The organism is Bacterioplanoides sp., assembly GCF_965219715.1.
GTDB lineage: Bacteria > Pseudomonadota > Gammaproteobacteria > Pseudomonadales > Oceanobacteraceae > Bacterioplanoides.
In genome coordinates, this window is the sequence record NZ_OZ244785.1 from 1,502,730 (window position 1) to 1,524,620 (window position 21,891).

General features: G+C 48.6%; 16 protein-coding genes. 7 read left to right on the forward strand and 9 right to left on the reverse strand.

The genetic code is table 11. The annotated features are described in order from the left end of the window. Window positions 1-10 precede the first annotated feature (10 nt). The 4 genes from ACOQOZ_RS07390 (at window position 11) to ACOQOZ_RS07405 (ending at window position 6,388) form a co-directional block, all read left to right on the forward strand. Complete coding sequence (locus ACOQOZ_RS07390) at window positions 11-1,267, forward strand: DUF58 domain-containing protein (RefSeq protein WP_420591634.1); 1,257 nt, start codon at window positions 11-13, stop codon at window positions 1,265-1,267. After that, the gene (locus ACOQOZ_RS07395) at window positions 1,255-3,549 is read left to right on the forward strand and encodes a transglutaminaseTgpA domain-containing protein (protein ID WP_420591635.1); all 2,295 of its coding nucleotides are present in this window, start codon (window positions 1,255-1,257) and stop codon (window positions 3,547-3,549) included. The genes ACOQOZ_RS07390 and ACOQOZ_RS07395 overlap by 13 nt, the downstream gene beginning before the upstream one ends. Before the next feature lie 15 nt (window positions 3,550-3,564). Continuing rightward, entirely contained in the window at window positions 3,565-4,422 is an 858-nt protein-coding gene (locus tag ACOQOZ_RS07400; RefSeq protein ID WP_420591636.1) for a CPBP family intramembrane glutamic endopeptidase, read from the forward strand. A gap of 343 nt (window positions 4,423-4,765) precedes the next feature. After that, window positions 4,766-6,388 carry a methyl-accepting chemotaxis protein gene (locus ACOQOZ_RS07405; protein ID WP_420591637.1) on the forward strand — a complete coding sequence of 541 codons (1,623 nt, stop codon included), beginning with the start codon at window positions 4,766-4,768 and terminating at the stop codon, window positions 6,386-6,388. Between the two features lie 4 nt (window positions 6,389-6,392). Here the strand turns inward: ACOQOZ_RS07405 and ACOQOZ_RS07410 are convergent, their stop codons facing one another. Then, the gene (locus ACOQOZ_RS07410; RefSeq protein WP_420591638.1) at window positions 6,393-7,124 is read right to left on the reverse strand and encodes a substrate-binding periplasmic protein; all 732 of its coding nucleotides are present in this window, start codon (window positions 7,122-7,124) and stop codon (window positions 6,393-6,395) included. Between the two features lie 134 nt (window positions 7,125-7,258). After that, complete coding sequence (locus ACOQOZ_RS07415; protein ID WP_420591639.1) at window positions 7,259-8,119, reverse strand: LysR substrate-binding domain-containing protein; 861 nt, start codon at window positions 8,117-8,119, stop codon at window positions 7,259-7,261. Between the two features lie 103 nt (window positions 8,120-8,222). Between ACOQOZ_RS07415 and ACOQOZ_RS07420 the strand changes: the two genes are divergently transcribed. After that, window positions 8,223-8,405, forward strand: coding sequence for a hypothetical protein (locus tag ACOQOZ_RS07420; RefSeq protein ID WP_420591640.1), 183 nt, complete (start codon window positions 8,223-8,225; stop codon window positions 8,403-8,405). 86 nt (window positions 8,406-8,491) lie between these two features. Here the strand turns inward: ACOQOZ_RS07420 and ACOQOZ_RS07425 are convergent, their stop codons facing one another. The 4 genes from ACOQOZ_RS07425 to aceE all read right to left on the reverse strand — a co-directional run bounded on the left by ACOQOZ_RS07425 (window position 8,492) and on the right by aceE (window position 14,758). Then, window positions 8,492-8,857 (reverse strand): hypothetical protein, encoded by a 366-nt coding sequence (locus tag ACOQOZ_RS07425; RefSeq protein WP_420591641.1) that lies wholly within the window; start codon window positions 8,855-8,857, stop codon window positions 8,492-8,494. After that, the gene (locus ACOQOZ_RS07430) at window positions 8,857-10,014 is read right to left on the reverse strand and encodes a hypothetical protein (protein ID WP_420591642.1); all 1,158 of its coding nucleotides are present in this window, start codon (window positions 10,012-10,014) and stop codon (window positions 8,857-8,859) included. The genes ACOQOZ_RS07425 and ACOQOZ_RS07430 overlap by 1 nt, the downstream gene beginning before the upstream one ends. Window positions 10,015-10,436: 422 nt before the next feature. Continuing rightward, window positions 10,437-12,086: a dihydrolipoyllysine-residue acetyltransferase gene (aceF, locus tag ACOQOZ_RS07435; RefSeq protein WP_420591643.1), complete on the reverse strand. Its 1,650-nt coding sequence runs from the start codon at window positions 12,084-12,086 to the stop codon at window positions 10,437-10,439. Between the two features lie 14 nt (window positions 12,087-12,100). Next, complete coding sequence (gene aceE, locus ACOQOZ_RS07440; RefSeq protein WP_420591644.1) at window positions 12,101-14,758, reverse strand: pyruvate dehydrogenase (acetyl-transferring), homodimeric type; 2,658 nt, start codon at window positions 14,756-14,758, stop codon at window positions 12,101-12,103. 499 nt (window positions 14,759-15,257) lie between these two features. Between aceE and ACOQOZ_RS07445 the strand changes: the two genes are divergently transcribed. Beyond that, window positions 15,258-16,157 (forward strand): helix-turn-helix domain-containing protein, encoded by a 900-nt coding sequence (locus ACOQOZ_RS07445; protein WP_420591645.1) that lies wholly within the window; start codon window positions 15,258-15,260, stop codon window positions 16,155-16,157. 20 nt (window positions 16,158-16,177) lie between these two features. Here ACOQOZ_RS07445 and ACOQOZ_RS07450 read toward each other — a convergent pair whose 3' ends face one another. The 3 genes from ACOQOZ_RS07450 to ACOQOZ_RS07460 are packed head-to-tail and all read right to left on the reverse strand — an operon-like array spanning window position 16,178 to window position 19,763. Beyond that, the gene (locus tag ACOQOZ_RS07450) at window positions 16,178-17,125 is read right to left on the reverse strand and encodes a PDR/VanB family oxidoreductase (RefSeq protein ID WP_420591646.1); all 948 of its coding nucleotides are present in this window, start codon (window positions 17,123-17,125) and stop codon (window positions 16,178-16,180) included. A 27-nt stretch (window positions 17,126-17,152) separates the two neighbouring features. Then, entirely contained in the window at window positions 17,153-18,598 is a 1,446-nt protein-coding gene (locus ACOQOZ_RS07455) for an NAD-dependent succinate-semialdehyde dehydrogenase (protein ID WP_420591647.1), read from the reverse strand. 37 nt (window positions 18,599-18,635) lie between these two features. Next, complete coding sequence (locus tag ACOQOZ_RS07460) at window positions 18,636-19,763, reverse strand: aromatic ring-hydroxylating oxygenase subunit alpha (protein ID WP_420591648.1); 1,128 nt, start codon at window positions 19,761-19,763, stop codon at window positions 18,636-18,638. 401 nt (window positions 19,764-20,164) lie between these two features. Between ACOQOZ_RS07460 and ACOQOZ_RS07465 the strand changes: the two genes are divergently transcribed. Next, on the forward strand, window positions 20,165-21,757 hold the full coding sequence (locus ACOQOZ_RS07465; protein ID WP_420591649.1) for a BCCT family transporter: 1,593 nt from the start codon (window positions 20,165-20,167) through the stop codon (window positions 21,755-21,757). Window positions 21,758-21,891 lie beyond the last annotated feature (134 nt).

The following is a 21,891-nucleotide window of genomic DNA, read 5'->3' on the forward strand; positions in this document are numbered from 1 at the left end:
ACAGACAATTATGGTGCGAAGCAGCGATCTGTCACAGCGACTGCGGCCGCTGATGCTGTGGCTGGAAACCCACGTCAATCCACACCGCTTTTTGTGGCTGATGTCGTTATTGTGTTTCCTGATTGCCTGGAATCGCGGCATCGCCTTACTGTATGGCCTGGTGGCTCTGATGCTGGCATTGATTATTATCAGCTGGCTTGGGCCATGGTGGAACTTACGCCGCCTGAATCCCCATCGTCAGCAAGTCGGACGTGCCAGTGCAGGTCAGACCCTCACCCTGCGGTATCGCTTTGCCAATCGCAAACCCGCATTCTTTTTATCCTTGCTGGAACAACTCCCCGGTGATGAGCAGCCACAATCGCACTTTATCAGCCAGCTACCCCCAGATGGTGAACTGGAAGTAAACTACGACTGTCCGCAGCGTGGTGTCTTTCAACTCGCTCCTTGTCAGCTCAGCAGCGGCTGGCCATTTGGCTTTTTACAACGACGTATCCGTTTAGCCAACGACCCGTGTAAGGTCGAGATTTATCCGCGCTGTTTTGCCGTGCAGAAACTCGATCAGCCAATCAGCGATCACCCGTTACCGCAAGACAGTGCTTCGGTTTTAAGCCGCAATGCTCACAGCGAGTTTGCCGGAGTCCGGCCTTATCGTCAGGGTGATTCACTCAAACATGTTCACTGGGCAGCATCGGCCCGCCAGCAACAGCTGGTGATGCGTGAGTTCCACAGCTACCAGACACCCTCCTGGTTGATGATTATTGATGGCCAGCGAGGCAGTGCCGCCGGTGACGGTGCCGACAGCAGTTTCGAATACGCACTTCAGATTGGCGCTTCGCTGCTGCAGTATGCCCAGCAACAGCAGTTGCATTTCAAACTGGTGATTACCAGCAAAGAACCCGTCGTACTGGACAACACCAGTGGCCATTCCGATCTGGACGACCAGCTGTCTGCCCTTGCCCGGGTGTGTGATGATGGCGACCTCGATTACGACGTTGCTGTAGCGCAAGCCCTGCAGCAATATGGTCAGCAACAGTACCAGCAATACGGGCTACAACATGGCGGCCAACCGTCGTTAATCACCGTGCGTACAAATCGCCAGGCATTATCGCTGGATCATATCGCTGGCCATATCGATATCGTTTACAACGAAAACAGCCTTGATATTCCAATGGCACGTTATCCGGAAGGCTGGTCGCAGCCCGCAGCGAACACCCGTCGACTGGAACTGCACCGCTTATCCAATCTGGCACAGGTATGGAATTCATGATTCAGCGTCGGCAAAGTTTTCTCTGGCTCAGTCTGCAAATGGGTATTGCTGTCACCGGCGCCACAAGCGCGCTGTTTTCTCTGCCGGTTGGCCTTGCTTTGGGAATCGTCAGTACACCACTGATGTTAATGACCCTGTTGATGGGCTGGAAGGTGCGCCATCATCCGCAAGAGCACAAAAACCTGTCGGACATGATTGCCGTTTTCGGCCTGCTGGTGTTTGCCGCGGTGTTTTTTCTGCTGGGATTAATAGCCGCACTCGGAGCGCTGTTGCTGATCGCAAATCTGGCGATGAATACCCAGATGAACAGCTATCGCCAATTTTATTTTTCTCAGCTCAACAGTTTTGTTTTTTTACTCGCTGGTGCTGCGGAAGCGACATCGGGCAGTTATCTGTTGGTCATGGCGTTGTATTGTTTATTCGCCTGCTTTTCATTAACCGAAGCCTGGCTTGACCGTAGCAGTCATCTAAACAGTAACAATGACGACATCGAAATAACCGGGCCTGGTTTATGGCAAAGAAGCCTGTCCGGGCTAGCGGTGGTGACGCTTGCCTTTGTGCTGTATTTATTAATCCCGCGACTGGAAGCATTAAATATTGGCGGTCTGGAATCGACCAGTGCTTCTTTTTATAACGATCAGGCTTATCACAACCAGAGTTGGCTGAATCAGGCCGACAGTGAACCGGCAAAAAAACCAAAGAAGCAGCTGAAGCCCGGCGATCTGGATGACGAGCGTGAGTTTCGGTATCAGGATCTGAAAGAAATTACCGAACTGTCGGATTTCAATTTATTGGATGAAGACAGCGAAGGTTACGAATACAAAGGTTTTAACGAAAACTTTGATATTCGTAACACGGATCGCTCGGGCAAACTGGATCTGCAAACCGTTGTTGCACGAATGCGAGCCAGCCATGGCAGCTACCTGAAAATCCGCTCATTTGATCACTTCGATGGTCTTAGCTGGAAAACCGCCAATGAAGATATTTCAACCAAACTGGCGGCTGATCAGCAGGGTCGGATTACCGTACCGGGCGATAAGCCGGGTAATTTCCTGCACACATTGTATATCGATCAGACCATACCGGCGTGGCTGCCAAGTGCGGCCAACCCGGTGAATTTATGGCTGCCCTCTTCCACAATTGCGCTTGATCAATTCGGACAACCGCTACTGCCCGGCGCGTTGCGCGCCGGCACCCGTTACGCCGTTGAATCGCATCTGGCGTATCTCGGCGATCGTCCAACCTCTTATGCTGCGAAGCCGACCAAGCAAGATCTGCAGGTTCCCAACAGGTTTGATCCGCGTATACAACGCTTAAGCCGCAAGCTGGTCAAAGGCAGTTATGATCCTTTTACTAAGGCACAGATTATTGAACGCCATTTGCGCGAAAATTACCGTTACAGCTTTTCTTCTATTACAGAATCCCAGGGCCGTACCCCATTAAGTGAATTTTTATTCGACACTCGCGAGGGCCATTGCGAATACTTTGCCAGTGCCATGGTGATGATGTTGCGTACCGTCGGTGTTCCAGCGCGACTGGTCACCGGCTTCAGTGCAAACACCAAAAATCCACTGACCGGTTATTATGAAATTCGTGCCATTGATGGTCATGCCTGGGTCGAGGCCTGGGTCGACAGTCGCTGGGTAACGTTTGAACCCACCGCCTATTACAATTTACCCCGACCGGAACATAATCCGTCGGCATCAGAACAAATCAGCGAATATTCACGCCAGTTAGTTAAACTGGATAACACCCTGAATGACCCACAAAACTCCGGCGCTGGTTTCAGTATTACGGCCTTAATCAGTCAGGTCTGGTTGGCCTTATCTGCTTTAATTATCAGCTTACTGGCCTGGCTTAAGCTGGCTGCAATGTCACTGTGGCCAATATTATTAACGCTGTTATTGTTATCATCGGCTGCCTGGTTCAGCCGGTTATTCTGGTTGCCACGACTGAAACGCGTTATGGCGATAATGCGTCTGAAACAATATCACCCCCTGCACACTCACGAAGCGCTGAAATTCTACCTGCAACAACTTCACATGATCTTTTATCAGGTACCCAGGGGTCAGTCGCAGCTATTTGACGATTGGCTGACCGCGGTTGAAGAGCATTACGGCGAACAGCCTCAACTGCAATTACTGGCGACCCAGCTGGAGCAGGTTTTATATTACGAACAAACGATCGCACCGGATCAGATCAGTGAGAATATGCAGACATTGGCAAATCAGTTGCTGGATCAGATAATACCGCCACAACTGACCCGTCGTGGGCAGTCATAACCCGATACGGATATTATGAGTCATTTCAAAAAACCACTTTACTGGTTACACCCGAAACAAATCTGGTCTCACGTAACTGCCATTGACGAACAAGCAAAGCTGGATCGTCAGGGTTGCGATGAGACCACACTGAAGAACCGTGCCTGGGTCGTTATTGCCGTCGCTTGTGTGTGTCTGCTGATGCTGCACTATCTGAAATACTCCAGTAACTTATCCACGGCAATTCCTATGCTGGAAAGCTGGTTCTCTGATGGACGCGGGCAATGGCTGAACGCGTATTACAGTAGTCATTACCGTGAACTGATTGGTTATGTCTGGTGGGGCAGCTGGCACCTGCTGGCATTTATTTTAATTCCGGTATTCACCATTAAAGTATTGCTGAAACAGTCGTTGAAAGAGTACGGCTTACAATGGGGCGACGTACATAAACACTGGCTGGGTTATGTATTACTAACCACTCCTATTATCGGCTTCGCCATTATGGCCAGTTTTCGCAGCGACTTTGCAAATCATTACCCCTTCTATGATCTGGCCCACATCAGCTGGCTCGATCTGATTTTGTGGGAATGTATTTATATTACCCAATTTATTGCGGTAGAGTTTTTCTTCCGTGGATTTCTGGTGAATGGTCTGCGCACCCAGCTTGGCAGCCTGTCGGTTGCGGTTATGTGTTTGCCTTATCTGATGATGCATTTCCCTAAACTCTGGCTGGAGTCGACCGGCGCCATTCTGTTTGGCTTTTTCCTCGGTGTGCTGGCGTTAAAATCACGCTCTATCTGGGGCGGTGTGGCTGTGCATGTTGCTATCGCATTAACCATGGACTTCGCCGCGATGATTCAGACCAAAGGGCTACCGGAGCAATGGCTGCGGTAAACGCCACCCAGTTATTATCATCTGCCGCTGTCACTAGCGGCCATGGTAAGAACATTCCTTTCTTTTCGGTGTACTAACCAAAGAGTTACTTAGCAAAAAGCTACTAACTAAGGAATTATTTTCACTAGGTAGTAACACCGATCGATATCGGTACTAATTTCACTGTAAAAAACAAGAAAATTATGACCCATATCAATACACGTAAAATTAACTTTAAATTCCTTAAAAACAGATACATAAGTTAAAAAAACACACACCAAAAGTATCCGAATTTTCCCATATGTGATCTGTTTCACATTCTATAATGTGTCGCTAAATTACTCCGCTTTAATAGGTATCACCAATGCAAAACCTGTCTGTGAGTACGCGACTGGCATTACTGGTTGCTGTTTCACTCGTAGCACTGATAACACTGAAAACAATGAGCTTGCTCGACTGGCGAGCAACTATGATCGACGATCGCAAAATTGAATTACACGCACTGGTTGATACCGCGTACAGCGTTGTTAACAACCAATATAAAATGAGCCGCACTGGTTTAATAGATGAACAGCAAGCGCAAAAACAGGCCATCAGTTTAATTGAAGATATGAAATATGAAGGTAATGAATATTTCTTTATCGTTGATTCCGATGTCCGCATGATTGCCAACGGCGGAAGCTCTGCCAGCGTTGGTAAAAATATGTCTCACGTAGTGACCGACGAAGGCGTTCGTGTTTTTTCCGAAATGGCCCGGGTAGCCAGCCGTCCGGGCGGTGCCGATGTTTTTTCTTATAAATGGCCAAAACCCGGGCAGTCTGAACCACAGGTTAAACAGAGCTATGTTCGTGCATTTACTCCGTGGGGTTGGTCGATTGGCACCGGTGTCTGGATTGATGATATCCACGAAAAATTTAATGCCGCTCTGGTACGTTTTGCGATACAGATTCTGGTTGTGGCAGCCCTGTTGATCGCAATTAACGTCACCATTATTCGCAGTGTTACTTCCCCTTTGGCGAAAATAAAACAAGTCATGACACTGATTGCGAATAAAGACCTGACTCAACGGATTAACCTTAATAACCACGGCGAGCTCGGCCAACTGGGAAAATCCATCGATCAGACTTTGGATGTTTTTCAGGAACTAATTCGCCACCTGTCGGAGTCGATGACTCAGCTGAAACAAAGTGCCGTGCAATTGTCTGGAAATGCCGAGCAAACCAATCGCGATACCCGCCAGCAATCCCAGGAAACCGAATTACTGGCCACAGCGATGTCGGAAATGACATCAACCGTCCAGGAAATTGCTAATAATGCTGCCCATGCCGCCCGAGTGACAGACAGTGCCGATCAAAAGGCAAGCCAGGGGAATGAGGATGTGGAAAAGACCATTACCCATATCAAACAGCTGGCAGGTGATATTCGTGAGGCCAGCGATGTGATTGTGACGCTGGAATCAGACACTGAACAAATTGCCAATGTACTTGAACAGATCCAGAGCATTTCCGAACAGACCAATCTGCTCGCATTAAACGCCGCGATTGAAGCGGCACGCGCCGGTGCATCCGGTCAGGGTTTTGCAGTGGTTGCTGATGAAGTGCGCCAACTAGCCATGCGTACTCAGGAGTCCACCACCGAAATCCGCGATATGAACGAACGCCTGCGCAGTGGGGCCAAACAGGCCGTCTCCGTTATGCAACGTTCCAGTCAGGGAGCTGAATCCAGTGTTACTTCGGCCAGCGATGCCGGTGCGGAAATTAACCGGATTGTGTCGTTAGTGGATGACGTGCGCGATATTGTTATTCAGGTCGCAGCAGCAACAGAACAGCAAACTCAGGTGGCGGAAGAGATGAATCAGAATCTGGTGAACGTTGCCCGCGTTTCTGACGATACCGCCAATTCCAGCACCATGGTGGCAACCAACAGCCAGCAATTATCACAGCTGTCTTATGATCTGGAAGGTCATATTGCTCAATTTCGGGTGTAGCAGCTTAAGGGCGACTCTGCAGTAATGCAGGGTCGCTATCGAAGCCGTATTTATTCATCAGCTCCTGATAAGCGCTGGAACTCATATATTCCTGTTGGGCGTGGTTAAAGCGCTTAACCACTTCCCTGACGTTTTTCAGCTTATTAGAAAAAGCCAGATAATCGGCGCCATTATCAATCGCAGGCAGCAAAATACGAATCCGGTGATTCTGGTTTTGTAACCGGGCATGGTAAGAAATAATGGCCCGGTTACTGACAGCAACCATCGGCCGGCCTGATAACAGACGACGCAACAGCTCTGCTTCACTGGTCACCTCCTGCTTCTCGAGGTAATCCGCTTCGGTAAATAACTCACCGTGGAAGTAACCACGAACGCTGACCACCGGATACTCTTTAAATGCCTGAAAATCACCAGAGAATCGGTCGGGAAACATTTCCTGATCAGTGGCCACCACAATGTGGCTTTCTTCATGGATATAAGGTTTATCCAGATAGTGAATGTATTCTTGGCGCTCCTCGTTTTTAAACAGCAACACCACCATATCGATCCGGCCAGCACGCATTTCATGAAGGATACGTTCAAACGGCATACGCTCGAAGCTCAGCTGATAGCCGGCTTTGTCAGCCACCTCGCGGGCATAATCAATCGACACCCCCACCAGCTTCCCGTCGCTGCGATAATGGTACGGCGGATAGTCCAGCTCACTGATCGCCACCCGCAAAGTTTCAGCATGCAACGCTGCGCATGGCAGAAATATCAGTAACAGTATCCATCGGACTGAACCACTCAGGCGGCAATAACTTCCCTTCATAGCATCGAGCTCTGGTTTACTTAAGTATTAAGTCTAGCCTGCTATACGAAATTGAGTAATCAGCGCGCCTTCAGAGCTGCCTGCTTCAACGATGCCGCTAACTGCTGACCCGCTTCAAATCCGGGTCGATAGCGCAGCCAGGAATAAACACTGGGTAATTGTGGTAAACCCAGACGCTCACCGATCAGCTCACCGCCATCTGCAACCGCGCTCTGCGGCCTGACTGTCACCGCCAAACCACTTTTCACCGCAGCCATCAGCCCCTGATAGCTGGAACTGGTGTATGCCAGACGCCAGGCGATGTCATGATGCTTCAGCGCTTCCAGGCAGGCCACCCGGAACTGACATTCACTGGTATAAGCGGCGATTGGCAACTCACGCTGGCCACTCCATTGCCAGCCTGGCGCACCAATCCAGGCCAACGGTTCGACGCTGAGTAAGTCACCCTTACCCTGCAGCTCCTGCAACGACACGGTCATCACCAGATCAAACTCATCATTCTCAAATCCCTGATTGAGACTGGGGGAGTAACCGGTTTCTACAAACAGGCGAATTCCCGGATTCTGTCGTGCAAATTCAGCCAGCAACTCCGGCAGCATCAGTTCTGCGATACCCTGTGAGACGCCAACGCGAACCTCCCCCTGAATACCGCTGGTTTGCAGGCTGGCAATGGCATCATCCTGCAGTGCCAACATCCGGCGCGCATAACCAAGCATCATTTCCCCCTCATGAGTAAGCACCCGCTTACGCCCGGAGGTTTGAAAAATCTCAACACCCAGCTCCTGCTCAAGCTTCTTCATTTGCTGACTGACAGTCGACTGAGTTTTATGCAACGACTCCGCTGCGCGTATAAAACCTTGTTGTTCGACAACCGTAACAAAGGTACGCAGTAGCTCACTGCTCAGATTAGGTTGCGACATGGCCATCCCCATAAATCGTTATTTGCGATCATTTTGATTATTTTTAATCGTTATTAACAATGAGTATTTGGTCGTAGTCTATCCCGGTATCAGGAGATAACCGATGAGCAAACCAAATCGCAGGGAAATAATCCGAGATTCAAATGGGGTAATTGATATGGCTTATTACGAAGAAAAAGCGCGCGAGCTGCGAGCGAACCAATTCCAGAACTATTGGCTGCAATTCAGAAACTGGCGTCAACGCGGGGCCGTAAAACGCCAGCTGCGTCATAGTTTTGGCGAGTGATTGTTTGTCGCCCCGGTATAACAGAGCGGATACAAACAGACCAGATCATATAAAGGCCCGCAGAGCAGGCCTTAACCCAGGCAGAATCAACCGAGTCGCGCTTCGCCAAACTTTCCTTCTCCGAATTTCAGCATTGGTAGCTGCGGATCCGGGTCTGGCTGTGGATCTGGGTCAGGCTGTGGATCCGGGTCAGGCTGAGGGCCCGGGTCTGGCTGAGGGTCCGGGTCTGGCTGAGGGTCCGGGTCTGGCTTAGGATCCGGGTCTGGCTTAGGATCCGGGTCAGGCTGAGGATCCGGTTCTGGTTGAGGGTCCGGATCTGGTTGAGGATCCGGGTCTGGCTGCGGGTTTGGATCAGGCTGTTGCTGAACCGGGGGTTCGCTGTCGGAGCCACCTCCCCCCGCTCCGCCACAGGACACCAACAATATACTGATCAGCAGAAATAAAACTTTCATCAATCAGCCTCAGGCAAACTGCTGTATTCGGTTTCCTGGACATAGCCGTCCCAGGTAATCGGCGGTGTAAACACAGGTAAATCGGGTGCCGTTGTCTCGGTCAGCTTACGATAAGCGTGCTTCCGGGTTCCGCTTTCAGCGAAACAACTGCCGCTGTTCCAACGCTCACTTTTAGCGCCGGCAGACATTTTATAAACCTGTTCCGACTGCTGATAATATTTCCCATCATTTTTAATAATCGGTCGTTTTAACCGGTCCTGATACCACCACTCACGATCATAATCATCCAGCACCTCAAGGTACGGTGTGCCATTACACCCGGCAGCAATAAAATAAACTGTTTTTTCATCAACTAAATTAAGGCCGCTATAGCTGCCGTCTTTATACAAGGTGACACTGTGTCCCTGATAATCGTCGAGTTGCACGCTGTACAACGCGTGTGATGCGGAACTGGGCAAGTAGCTGACGGAGCCTATTTTTGTACCATTGGCATATACATTTCGTTTCGAATTATTGCTGCCACCGGCAGGAGCAGTACCGATATTTCGTATTAAGGTTAAGCGTTGCTCTGAACCGCTGATGACATACGGCAGCGAGTCAGGAAAACCGGTTACTGCCGGGTCATTAGCCACCAGCTTTAACGCAATCTCTGTGCTCTCTGTATTTGAACAAACGCCTTTATAGCGCCGTGATTTGGAAAACAAACGCACCACTTCCGTTTCCTGCGTCATTAACAATGTCGAGCCATCATAATGGAGTTGTGAAGGAGACAGGCGTTTTGCCAGATATTGATGATTCAGGTTTTTATCGTTATCGAAGCCTGTCGAGAAATATGCATTACCCGTACAATTTTCGTCGGCGTAATACACCCAGCTGTTTGTAGGGTAACCATCTTCATCAATCAGGGTCGTGACGCCCTTGGCAGAGGTCAGTGAATAATAGCCGTAACGGCTGCTGACAACCGTCATTTCAATTCCATTAACGTTACGCTTATTCAGCCCGGCCTTTTGTTCAAGCTGTCCGATCTTAGTCTCCAGCTCAGAAAAATTGTTATTAAATGCTTGCGCCGTAGCAACCTGGCCAGTTTGAAAAACTTCCAGAGCTTGTACTGCAGGGGCGGTAACCAAAATTGCAGCAGTCAGACTTAATATACGCACGATTCACTTCTCCCGTTCAGAGTACGAAGTCTAGTGGTGACTTTAAATTACTGTCAATTAAGTCAACTTAATAAATATCGGGCGAGAAACAATAAAAGATTTAATAACGCCCCTTATTGATCAACAAACGACCAACAAATAATCAATAAGCGAATATATTGGCGCATTAATTCCGGATGACAGGAAAATATTTCTGATTGGATATATTTCAGATAAAGAAACTTACAAAAAAACACCGATACATTTTCAGGCTGGCATGAGGTCAGGGCCAGTCTAAAAATGTATCGGTGTTGCGCTGGAGACCTGAATTCCCTATTTACCAGTTCTCGATAAACCGCAGGGAACCATCCGTCAGGTCATAGAGTTACTGCGCTTGTATAAATACAGCGCAGTTATTCTCGTCTGGTGTTATGACACGAGGCTCATAACACCAGACGACGAATATCGCTGATCATATTGACCAGTGTAGTAAAGAAACGACCGCAGTCAGCACCATTAATGGCACGGTGATCATACGATACTGCCAATGGCAACATGTTACGCGGCTCGAATTCTTTACCGTTCCAGATTGGCTTAATCTGAGCTTTAGAAACACCCATAATCGCGACTTCCGGTGTATTCACGATTGGCGTAAAGCCAGTGCCGCCAATCGCACCCAGGCTGGAAATGGTAAAACAACCACCCTGCATTTCCGCCGGTTTTAATTTACCGGCACGGGCTTTGGCCGCCAGTTCGTTGCTTTCTTCCGCTAATTCCCAAATGCCTTTTTTATCGGCATCACGAATTACCGGAACCACCAGACCATTTGGTGTATCCACCGCCATACCAATATGAACGTAGTGTTTTTGCACCATGTGTTCGCCATCGGCGTGCAGCGATACGTTAAAGCTTGGCTCAGCACGCAGTGCCATTGCCGCCGCCTTAATCAGGAATGGCATCGGCGTTAATTTCACACCACGACGTTCGGCTTCGGCTTTCATGTCTTTGCGGAACGCATCAAGATCGGAAATATCCGCTTCGTCGAACTGAGTTACATGGGGCACGTTTAACCAGGCACGCGACATATTCGCAGCAGTGAGCTTTTTAATTTTGCTCATTGGCTGCATTTCGATTTCACCAAACTGGGAAAAATCAATTTCCGGAACGGCTGGAATACCCGAACCGGACGTAACTGCGACCTGACCGGATTCCGCTTTCTGAATCAGATCTTTTACATAAGCACGAATATCATCTTTGGTAATACGATGACGCGCACCAGAGCCTTTTACCTTGGTCAAATCAACACCAAGCTGACGTGCTAAGCGACGTGATGACGGACCGGCATAAACGCCTTTGCCTTCCACCACAGCCTTAGATTCCACGTCTTGTGCTGCAGGCTCTGCTTTTGCCGGCGCGGGTGCTGAGGCTGGTTTTTCCGCCACAGGTTCAGGCGCTGACTCAGATGCTGGAGCGGCCACAGGAGTAGTTGCAGTAGCTGCGGTAGTTAGCACGGCATAAACATCACCTTCATTAACCTTATCACCCACCGCCACTTTAAATTCGACCAGAGTACCGGCTTGTGGCGCCGGTACGTCCATGCTGGCTTTATCCGTTTCCAGCACCAACAGCGAGTCTTCTGCTTCAACGCTGGCGCCTGGCTCAACACTTAACTCGATAATATCGACATCGGTTGCACCACCCAGATCCGGCACGGTTAACTCAATGGTTTCGCTGGCTGCTGGTGCAGGTGCTGCTGTATTTGTGGCAGATGCTTCAGGTGCAGCGGACTCTTCAACAACGGCGGCAGCCTCGGCAGCAACTTCAACCGCGGCTTCAGCAACCGGTGCATCAGATGCTTCGCTGGTCAGGGCCAGAATATCCGAACCTTCAGAAACAGTGTCGCCGACTTTCACCAATAATTCGGTAACCACACCGGCGTGGCTGGACGGAACTTCCATGGTGGCTTTATCGGTTTCCAGAACAATTAAGTCCTGTTCGACGTCAACGCTGTCGCCCACCGCCACCGAAATTTCAATAATTTCGACATTTTCCGAACCGCCGAGGTCCGGCACTTTAACGATAATATTGCTCATTTAATTGCCTCCTCTCAGCTCAGTGTTGGGTCCAGTTTTGCGGCATCGATACCTAAATGTACGCGGGCTTTTTCCAGTTCTTTTGCATCGAACTTGCCGTCTTTTGCCAGGCTGGTTAATGCCGCCAGTACGATAAATTCACGGCTGACTTCGAAGAACTGACGTAATTTTTTACGCGTATCCGAGCGACCAAAACCGTCGGTACCCAGCACTTTATATTCACCCGGTACAAAGGCGCGTAATTGTTCGCCGTAAGATTTAATGTAATCCGACGCGAAAATAAACGGGCCATTCTGAGCGCTTAATTGCTGAGTGATATAAGGTACTTCAGCTTCTTTTTCCGGATGCAATAAGTTGTTACGTTCACAACGCTGGCCGTCACGGGCCAGTTCGTTCACGGACGTTACGCTCCAGATATCGGATTCAACACCGTAGTCTTCACGCAGAATATCCGCCGCGGCTTCCACTTCACGTAAAATGGTACCGGAGCCCATTAACTGAACACGGGCATCGGACTTCTTCGTCTTTTTGCCTTCTTTCAGCTGGTACATGCCTTTGATGATGCCTTCTTCTGCACCTTGTGGCATTTCCGGATGAACGTAGTTTTCGTTCATGGTGGTGATGTAGTAGAAGCAGTTTTCCTGATCGTCGTACATACGTTTCAGGCCATCCTGAATAATCACCGCCAGTTCAAAACCGTAAGTCGGATCATAGGAATGACAGTTCGGAATGGTGTGTGCCATTAAATGACTGTGACCATCCTGATGCTGCAGACCTTCGCCGTTTAATGTCGTACGGCCCGCCGTTGCGCCAATTAAGAAACCGCGTGCCTGAATATCACCCGCTGCCCAGGCCAAATCGCCAATACGCTGGAACCCAAACATGGAGTAGAACACGTAAAACGGAATCATCGGGCAGTTAGAGTTGCTGTACGCTGTTGCCGCCGCAATCCAGGCCGACATCGCACCCGCTTCATTGATGCCCTCTTCCATGATCTGGCCTTTTTTATCTTCCTTGTAATACATGATCTGGCTGTGATCATGCGGGGTGTATTTCTGACCCGCGGAAGAATAAATACCCAGCTGACGGAACATACCTTCCATACCAAAGGTACGCGCTTCGTCCGGTACAATCGGCACAATACGCTTGCCAATTTCTTTGTCTTTCACCAGTTGTGACAACACACGCACAAAACTCATGGTGGATGACATCTGACGTTCGCCACTACCGGTCAGCTGACCTTTAAAGGCTTCCAGTGCCGGTGTTTTTAATGGCTCGAAATCGGTACGACGAGATGGCACCGGACCGTGTAATGCGTCGCGACGTTCACGCATGTATTTCATTTCCGGGCTATCAGGCGCCGGACGGTAATACGGAACGGTTTCTAGTTCTTTATCGGTTAACGGAATCGCGAATTTATCACGGAAGCCTTTTAACGATTCGATATCCAGTTTTTTCACAGAGTGGGTATCGTTAGCCGCTTCACCGGCATCACCCATACCGTAACCTTTAACGGTTTGCGCCAGGATAACGGTTGGTGCGCCTTTGTTAGCAACCGCTTCGGCGTAGGCTGCGTACACTTTAAACGGATCGTGACCACCGCGGTTTAATTTAGCGATGTCTTCGTCGGTTAATTCTTCAGCCAGTGCCGCGGTTTCCGGGTATTTACCAAAGAAGTGCTCACGGGTGTAAGCCGGGCCATTGGCTTTGTAGTTTTGCAGATCCCCATCACACACTTCGTCCATGCGTTTCTGCAACATGCCGGATTTATCTTTATCCAGCAGCGCATCCCAATGGCGACCCCAAACCACTTTAATCACGTTCCAGCCAGCACCGCGGAAGACGCCTTCCAGCTCCTGCATGATTTTGCCGTTACCACGCACCGGTCCATCCAGACGTTGCAGGTTACAGTTCACCACAAAGATCAGGTTTTCCAGCTGCTCACGGCCTGCCAGAGAGATAGCACCCAGAGTTTCCGGCTCATCACATTCACCGTCACCCAGGAATGCCCAGACTTTACGATCACCACGGGCGGATAATTCACGCGCCGACAGATAACGCATTACGTGGGCCTGATAAATGGCCTGAATCGGTCCTAAACCCATAGATACGGTCGGGAACTGCCAGTAATCGGGCATCAACCAAGGGTGTGGGTAGGAAGATAAACCGTTGCCATCCACTTCACGACGGAAGTTATCCAGTTGCTCTTCGTCGAAGCGGCCTTCCAAATAAGAACGGGCGTAAATGCCCGGAGCAATATGACCCTGAAAATAAATCAAATCACCCAGGTGACCGTTTTCGTTACCGCGGAAGAAATAGTTAAACGCCACATCGTACAGCGTGGCCGACGAGGCGAATGAAGCAATGTGGCCACCCAGGCCTTCATCATTATCGTTAGCACGCATTACCATGGCTAATGCATTCCAACGAATCAGGGAACGAATACGGCGCTCCATAAACAGGTCGCCGGGCATGCGTCGCTCTTTTTCCGGAGCGATGGTGTTGCGGTACGGCGTGGTAATTGCCTGTGGCAATGCAACACCTTTATCCAGAGCATTGTCGAATAACTGTTTCAGTAAAAAAGCAGCGCGCTCGGGTCCGGCGTGGCGGATGGTAGCGTGTAACGAATCCAGCCATTCCTGAGTTTCATATACGTCGATATCGTCGGTCATTCAGTAATCCTGTCAGTTTTCAACAAAGCCCACATGAAGATGGATCGGCACTAAATTGGTCTTACCTATTACCCATATTGATTAGCAATCCGTGTCTAAGTTCCGTGCTAACTGGGGTATTAAGCCTCGCGAATGTGACCAAAACATCACATTCACACAATTTATTCCCGTCATTTTTAATCTTGATGAAAGTCTGAACGGTTTTTAGAGCGACGACAAGCCTTTCTTGTAGTTTTTTTACAAACAAAATGGCAATTGCCTACCAAAGTCTAAAACGACCTCTCCCCAAGTAACCAAACAAACCGAAACAGCCGTAGAAATACTGCGAAAAGTACCGATTACAAAACCAACTAATACCCACAAGGTTCCAGAGAAAACAACAGGCAACCAGTTTCAAACTAATTTCTTCACAGCAACCAACTCATCCGCGAAAAGCCGTCTAGATGTCAATCTCTGGTTAACATAAAATGTCTTCCAGAAGTTCTTATTCGAGACTGATATGTCAGCACACGATTTCAGCCAGCGCCTAGTCGAGACGCTGCGAAACAAAAAAACCAGCCAAACACGAGTAGCCAACGAGCTAAATGTATCCCGAACTGCAGTCAATAAATGGACCAAAGGAGGCAGCATCGACGATAACAACTTGGAACTGCTTGCCAACTTTTTAAATGTCGATAAGTTATGGCTGAAATACGGTGTTAATGCCAATCTGTCATCAACAACACCAACAACCCAATATCATGAAAATATTAGTGAAGTTCACCTTCACGGCTCTTCTGATATTGTCACCTGGGAGTGGGATCTTATTCTGGACAAGGTCAGCTACTCTAAAAATGCCGAACAAGTTTACGGTGTTCGCATCGATAGCAATTCCGATTTCTGGGAGTTAATGAGCCCCGAATCACGCCGAAAGCTCGAAAACGATTACGAAAAAATCGTGCGCGAAGGCGGCGCCCATGAAATGGATTTCTGCATTGTTAAAAATAATGAAGAACGCTGGATCGCCTCACGCGCCGTCGGCGTAAAAGATCATAATGGCAAAATAACTCGTATCATTGGCACGAGCATGGATAATACCTTGCGCAAGCAGTATGAATTATCCTTGCAACGTTTCGAACAGTTCTTCAATTTATTGTTAAAGCGCACAAGTAAACTCATTGTTTTCACCGACCTATTTGGTGAAATCATTAAATCCAATCAGAGTGAACATCACCCCGATATCAGCTATCTCACCTTACAGCAGCAACTGTATGGCTTTATGGCGACTCAACACAATATTCTCGGCACTACTCAGCACAACCAGGAAATACCCATCACCCTTGGTGATCAGCGCGCGCTACTGATATACCAAGCAGCAATGAATGATTTACCCGGTTATATTATGTTTGAGTTCCAGTAACATAAGTTGCCGCAACGTAACTACATATCCAAAATCAGCTTCGGCGTTTTCGAACGCGAGATACAAATCATCATGGTTTCCTGAGACGCTTTTTCGTCGTCATCCAGGTAGTTATCACGGTGATCAGCTTCCCCCTCAACAATGTCCGTTTCGCACGTACCACAGACACCATTACGGCACAGGCATTCAACGGATAAACGGCCATCCGCTTCAATTGCCTGTAAAATACTGGTGTCTGATTCAATCGTCAGACTGAAACCCGACTGCTGAAAATGCACTTCAAACGCATCACCCTCGCTGGCCGCTTCACCAAAGTTTTCAAAGTGTGTGCGCTCTTCACCCAGAATCTGCTGACCAAACTTCACCACGTCATCAATCAAACTGACCGGACCACACACATAGACGTGCGCGGTTTCCTGATATTGCTTGATCAGTGCTTCCACCTCGAGGCGTTGCTGCACAGAGGTGTCGTAAATAAACAAGCGCTCACCCAAGCGCTGGCTTAATTCCGACACATAAGCAGCATCTTCTTCACTGCGAATGCAGTAATGAAGCTCGAAGTCCAATTGCTCAGCTTCCAGCACAGGCAGATATGACATAAACGGTGTAATACCAATACCACCAGCAATCAATAAATGCTTGCCTTTATGCGTGGTATCCAACGCAAAATAGTTATCAGGCTGAGAAACGTTCAGCTCATCACCTTCCTTCAGCCGTTCGTGCATATAACGCGAACCACCGCGGGACTCAGGCTCCAGTAAGACTGCAATCTGATAACGCTCAGCATCATCCGGCGCACTGGTTAATGAATAAGAACGCTTCAGTTCGTCATTCATTTCAACCGTAATATGGGCACCCGGCGTAAACGTCGGCAGTGTTCCTTCACATGGAACCAGATCAAATTGCTTGATGGTGTTGGCAACGTGTTTAATCGACGCAACGCGTACTTTTACATTATTGTCAGCCATAATAATCTCTCTCACGCCAGCGCTTGATTAAGCAATGTCCAGGCAGATGTATTTCACTTTGAGGTAATCCTCAATACCGTAACGCGAGCCTTCCTTACCCAAACCCGATTGTTTAACACCACCAAAAGGTGCAACTTCATTCGAGATAATCCCGGTGTTTACACCAATCATGCCGCTTTCCAGCACTTCTGCTACACGATGAACACGGCGGACATCGTTGGAGAAGAAGTAGGCCGCCAGGCCATAAATGGTGTCATTCGCCTGACGAATCACATCGTCTTCGGTTTCAAACCGAATAATGGTTGCGATTGGCCCAAAGATTTCTTCCTGAACAATGTTCATATCTTCCGTCACATCCACTAGCACACGAGGCGCAAAATATTGGCCTTCAGCCGGTACTTCTGCCGCAGCCAGTTCTTTAGCACCCTTTGCTTCAGCGTCATTCACCAGTAGGCTCATGTCGGCAATGGCTTTCTGAGTGATCATCGGGCCAATGTCGGTTGCATCATCCAGGCCGTTACCAACCTTCAGCGCACGAACCTGAGCGGCAAATTTTTCAACAAATTCATTGTAAATCGCCGAGTGCACGTAAAAGCGGTTTACACACACACAGGTCTGGCCGCCATTACGGAATTTCGCCGCAATCCCAGCCGCAACGGCTTTATCAACATCCGCATCATCAAACACGATAAAGGGGGCATTACCGCCCAGCTCCATTGAGGTTTTCTTAATCGTGCTGGCACATTGCGCCTGCAAAACACGACCCACCGGCGTAGAACCGGTAAACGAGAATTTGCTGATCAGTTCGTGTTGCGTCAGCACTTCACCCAAAGCACGGGAAGGACCGGTAATCACGTTAAACACACCCGCCGGGATACCCGCCTGATGCGCTAATTCTGCCAACGCTAATGCGGTGAATGGAGTTTCTGTCGCCGGCTTTACGACAAAGCTACAGCCCGCCGCTAAAGCCGGTGCGGCTTTACGCGTGATCATCGCCGCCGGGAAGTTCCACGGCGTAATGGCGCTGCACACACCTATCGGCTGTTTCAACGTCGAAATACGGTTAGTTTCGACGGTTTGAGGAATGGTTTCGCCGTAAACGCGCTTACCTTCTTCAGCGAACCATTCAATAAATGAAGCGGCATATAAGATTTCACCACGTGCTTCTTTTAGCGGCTTACCTTGTTCTTGCGTCATAATAAACGCAAGTTCATCGGCATTTTCTTCAATCAGGCTAAACCAGCGCAGCAGAATTTTTGCACGGGCTTTGGCGGTTAATGCACTCCAGCCTTTCATGCTTTCTTTGGCCTGCTCAATACAGCGGCTGGCCTGCTCAGCATTCATTGATGGAATGGTACCAATACATTCCCGCGTCGCCGGGTTTAAAACCTCGATAGACTCATCTGTGGTTACCCACTCACCATTTACATAACACGCCTGCTTAAACAGCGGCGCTTGATCAAGTGTTTGCATAGAGTTCTCCAGTCCGGGGGCACCCGGACATCAGCCATTATTCAGCAGCGTGCAGACGCGCAACAATTTGATGGAAATGAGCAACACCGTGCTCGCTGATACCACTGCGCTGCTTATCGGTCATGATACGTCCCTGACCTTTATAGCCGCGGGAATTCAGGCCACGCTGTACGCTTTCGACTAAGCGTAGGTCTTCCGGACGGAAAACGTCACGATACCATTCGACTAGGTCTTTTTGGTATTGAGTCAATTCTTCGTTCAGGAAATAAATTTCATAGTGCTGCAGAGTCACACCTGCGCTGACAGGGAATTCATAAATGGCGGTCATGAAGTCGCCACCCGGTGGCATATTAAACATAGTGCTCGGCCAGATCCAGAAACCCGTAAAATTCGGATTTTCTATGTCGTCACTCACCTGGAAAGAACTGTCTGATGATTTAGCTTCACCAACCTGCACGGTCCAATTCTCGTGCAATTCATGGTCATATACATCCACATTAACGGAAGATGCAAAACTCACATGATTTGTCGGACAGTGATAACACTCGATGTAGTTATCAACGATACTTTTCCAGTTAGCTGGAGTATTGCTAACAAAACGAGCTGCCAGCTTCAGATCCCGAATATTGCCCATGGTCGATTCCATACGCTCCGCCAGACCAGGCAACTGCTCTTCAATTGGCTGAGGCTCACCTTCCGTCAGGTTGATGTAGATAAAACCCGCATGTTCAACGACATGGAATGGTGTCAGACCGATGGCATCGGCTTCAAAATTATTCACGTTTTCGCAGTTAGTTGCGTGAACCAGCTTGCCATCCAGCTTAAATGCCCAGGCATGATATGGGCAGGTAATCACATTTTTTGCCTTACCAGCAGCTTCGCTTAACAACTCATGACCGCGGTGTGGGCAAACATTGTAAAAACCACGTAGAACGTTGTCTCGGCCACGTACGATAACCAGGCTCTCGCCAATGATTTCACGGGTAATGTAAGCATTTTTCGTGGCTACCTCGCTGCAATGCGCGACACACACCCAGCTGCTTGCAAAAATCTTTTCTTTCTCTTCCTCGAAAACAGCTTCAGATGTGTAATACGGAGCTGGAATGGTCAGAGCATTATCCAGATCAATATGATCATCCAATCGGATAGCAGGAATCTGTTTCATAGCGCGATCTCTCAATTCTTGTTTTTGTAAACCCAAGGTTAACACCGATGGATTCTATTATGCTGACTAATTCCAAGTCAATACCATCAAACGTATGACTTAAGTCACATAAAACCCCAAAAAACCAGACTTTTTCTTGATTGTAATCAATCCAAGGAATCAATTGTTACAAGTCAAGCCATTCGTCTAAGCTTGACCACTTTTACTTGACACAAGTCAACTTAAGCTTTTATCTGGTTAACAAGTAAACCTATAGTTGTCATAAAAATAAGATTTTCAAAAAAGTCTTAGCTTTTGTCTGAACTACTCTCAGGTTTATGACCCGTGATCAGCGCTGTGCGGTTTCAAACAAATGACCGTTACAACACGATAAAAATCAACACTCATGACAGGTGTTTTTTATGAGTACAACAATAAAAAAACCCGCTATTGACCCGGCCTTATTCTGGCCTTCGGTTATTGTCCTTTTGGCTATGATTGTCCCTCTGGCCGTCAACCCCGAGGGAGGCAAAGAGGCTGTTGGCAGTATCTTTAGCTGGGTAACCGGTAATTTTGGCTGGGCATATCTATTAACTGGGATTGGAAGCTTTACATTTATGATGTGGCTGGCATTCGGTCGACTAGGCCGGATCAAGCTGGGAGCTCCGGAAGATGGTCCGGAATTTGGCACCCTGCCCTGGGTTTCCATGCTGTTCTGTGCCGGCATTGGCATATCCATTTGTAACTGGGCGTTTGTTGAGCCTCTGTACTTTTTATCTGGACCACCGCTGAATGTTGAAGCAGGTACTTCTGCCGCCGCAGAGTGGGCCGCTATGTATCCAATGTTCCACTGGGGTGTTGTGCCGTGGGCTTTATACCTGATGCCGGCACTGCCGATCGGTTATGCGCTGTACGTGCGTAAAGTCAGTGTTTTACGTATGAGCGAGGCCTGCCGTGGCGTATTGGGTGGTTTGGTTGATGGGCCGCTGGGTCGCATCATCGATATCATTGTGATCTTCTCAATTGTCGGTGGCGTCGGCACATCGCTGGGACTTTCGGTTCCGCTGGTGTCTGAGCTATTTCAACGTATTTTTGGCTTTGAAGATTCCTTTTTACTGCAAATGGGTATCCTGGCCCTATGGACCATAATGATTGCCTGGAGTGTATTTAACGGGCTGAATAAAGGCATCCAGACGCTTTCGAACATTAATACAGGCCTCGCATTTGCGTTATTGGTCTTTATCTTAATCGCAGGCCCAACAGTTTTCTTATTAAATCTATGGTCCAACAGCTTTGGCTTATTTATGGACAATTTCTTCCGGATTAATTTCTGGACCGATCCGATTGCAAAAGGTGGTTTCCCGGAAGGCTGGACGGTTTTCTATTGGGCCTGGTGGATTGCTTATGCACCTATGATGGGTTTATTCGTGGCACGCATTTCCCGCGGTCGCACCATTCGTGAAGTGATTGTGTACGGCGTTACTTACGGCAGCATCGGTTGCTGGGCATTCTTTGCAATCTGGGGTGGCTACGCTATCGATCTTGATGTTAATCAGGCACTTGATCTACAGGCCATTCTCAGCAGTGAAGGCACCCCTGCCACCGTTGTCGCTGTATTAGATACTCTGCCAGCCAGCGACATGGTCATCATTCTATTCACTTTATTGTGTTTTATTTTCCTCGCCACAACCGTGGATTCATCCGCCTATATGCTGGCAGCAACCTGCAGTAAGGAACTGACCGGCTACGAAGAGCCGGCTCGCTGGATTCGTATTATGTGGACAGTGCTGTTAGCGCTGGTTGGTGTGGGATTACTGACAGTTGGCGGTTTAAAAGCCGTACAAACCTCAACGATTTTGGTTGCATTACCGATGATTCCGGTACTGATCATTCTCGCCAGCTCCTTAATCAAATGGGCTAAAGAAGACTTTGGCGACCAATTAAATCACGACGTGATTGCGCGTGACCCGGACAATGGTCAAGCCGTTCAGGTTAATGCATCAACGTCCAACTAAAACAACGGATAATTACCGGGAGAAATGAACCTCACCCGGTAATTATAAAAACTCTAAAAACAAAATACTGATATTAACTACTCAGTAGTAAGTATCGGTCGATCAGATTTATATCGGCTGAACAAACTGTAATC

Excerpts from the sequence above, each read along its gene's own strand:
- ACOQOZ_RS07390 (WP_420591634.1), top strand. The coding sequence starts at position 11 with ATGGTGCGAAGCAGCGATCTGTCACAGCGACTGCGGCCGCTGATGCTG.
- ACOQOZ_RS07395 (WP_420591635.1), top strand. The coding sequence starts at position 1,255 with ATGGAATTCATGATTCAGCGTCGGCAAAGTTTTCTCTGGCTCAGTCTG.
- ACOQOZ_RS07400 (WP_420591636.1), top strand. The coding sequence starts at position 3,565 with ATGAGTCATTTCAAAAAACCACTTTACTGGTTACACCCGAAACAAATC.
- ACOQOZ_RS07405 (WP_420591637.1), top strand. The coding sequence starts at position 4,766 with ATGCAAAACCTGTCTGTGAGTACGCGACTGGCATTACTGGTTGCTGTT.
- ACOQOZ_RS07415 (WP_420591639.1), bottom strand. The coding sequence starts at position 8,119 with ATGTCGCAACCTAATCTGAGCAGTGAGCTACTGCGTACCTTTGTTACG.
- ACOQOZ_RS07420 (WP_420591640.1), top strand. The coding sequence starts at position 8,223 with ATGAGCAAACCAAATCGCAGGGAAATAATCCGAGATTCAAATGGGGTA.
- ACOQOZ_RS07425 (WP_420591641.1), bottom strand. The coding sequence starts at position 8,857 with ATGAAAGTTTTATTTCTGCTGATCAGTATATTGTTGGTGTCCTGTGGC.
- aceF (WP_420591643.1), bottom strand. The coding sequence starts at position 12,086 with ATGAGCAATATTATCGTTAAAGTGCCGGACCTCGGCGGTTCGGAAAAT.
- aceE (WP_420591644.1), bottom strand. The coding sequence starts at position 14,758 with ATGACCGACGATATCGACGTATATGAAACTCAGGAATGGCTGGATTCG.
- ACOQOZ_RS07445 (WP_420591645.1), top strand. The coding sequence starts at position 15,258 with ATGTCAGCACACGATTTCAGCCAGCGCCTAGTCGAGACGCTGCGAAAC.
- ACOQOZ_RS07450 (WP_420591646.1), bottom strand. The coding sequence starts at position 17,125 with ATGGCTGACAATAATGTAAAAGTACGCGTTGCGTCGATTAAACACGTT.
- ACOQOZ_RS07455 (WP_420591647.1), bottom strand. The coding sequence starts at position 18,598 with ATGCAAACACTTGATCAAGCGCCGCTGTTTAAGCAGGCGTGTTATGTA.
- ACOQOZ_RS07460 (WP_420591648.1), bottom strand. The coding sequence starts at position 19,763 with ATGAAACAGATTCCTGCTATCCGATTGGATGATCATATTGATCTGGAT.
- ACOQOZ_RS07465 (WP_420591649.1), top strand. The coding sequence starts at position 20,165 with ATGAGTACAACAATAAAAAAACCCGCTATTGACCCGGCCTTATTCTGG.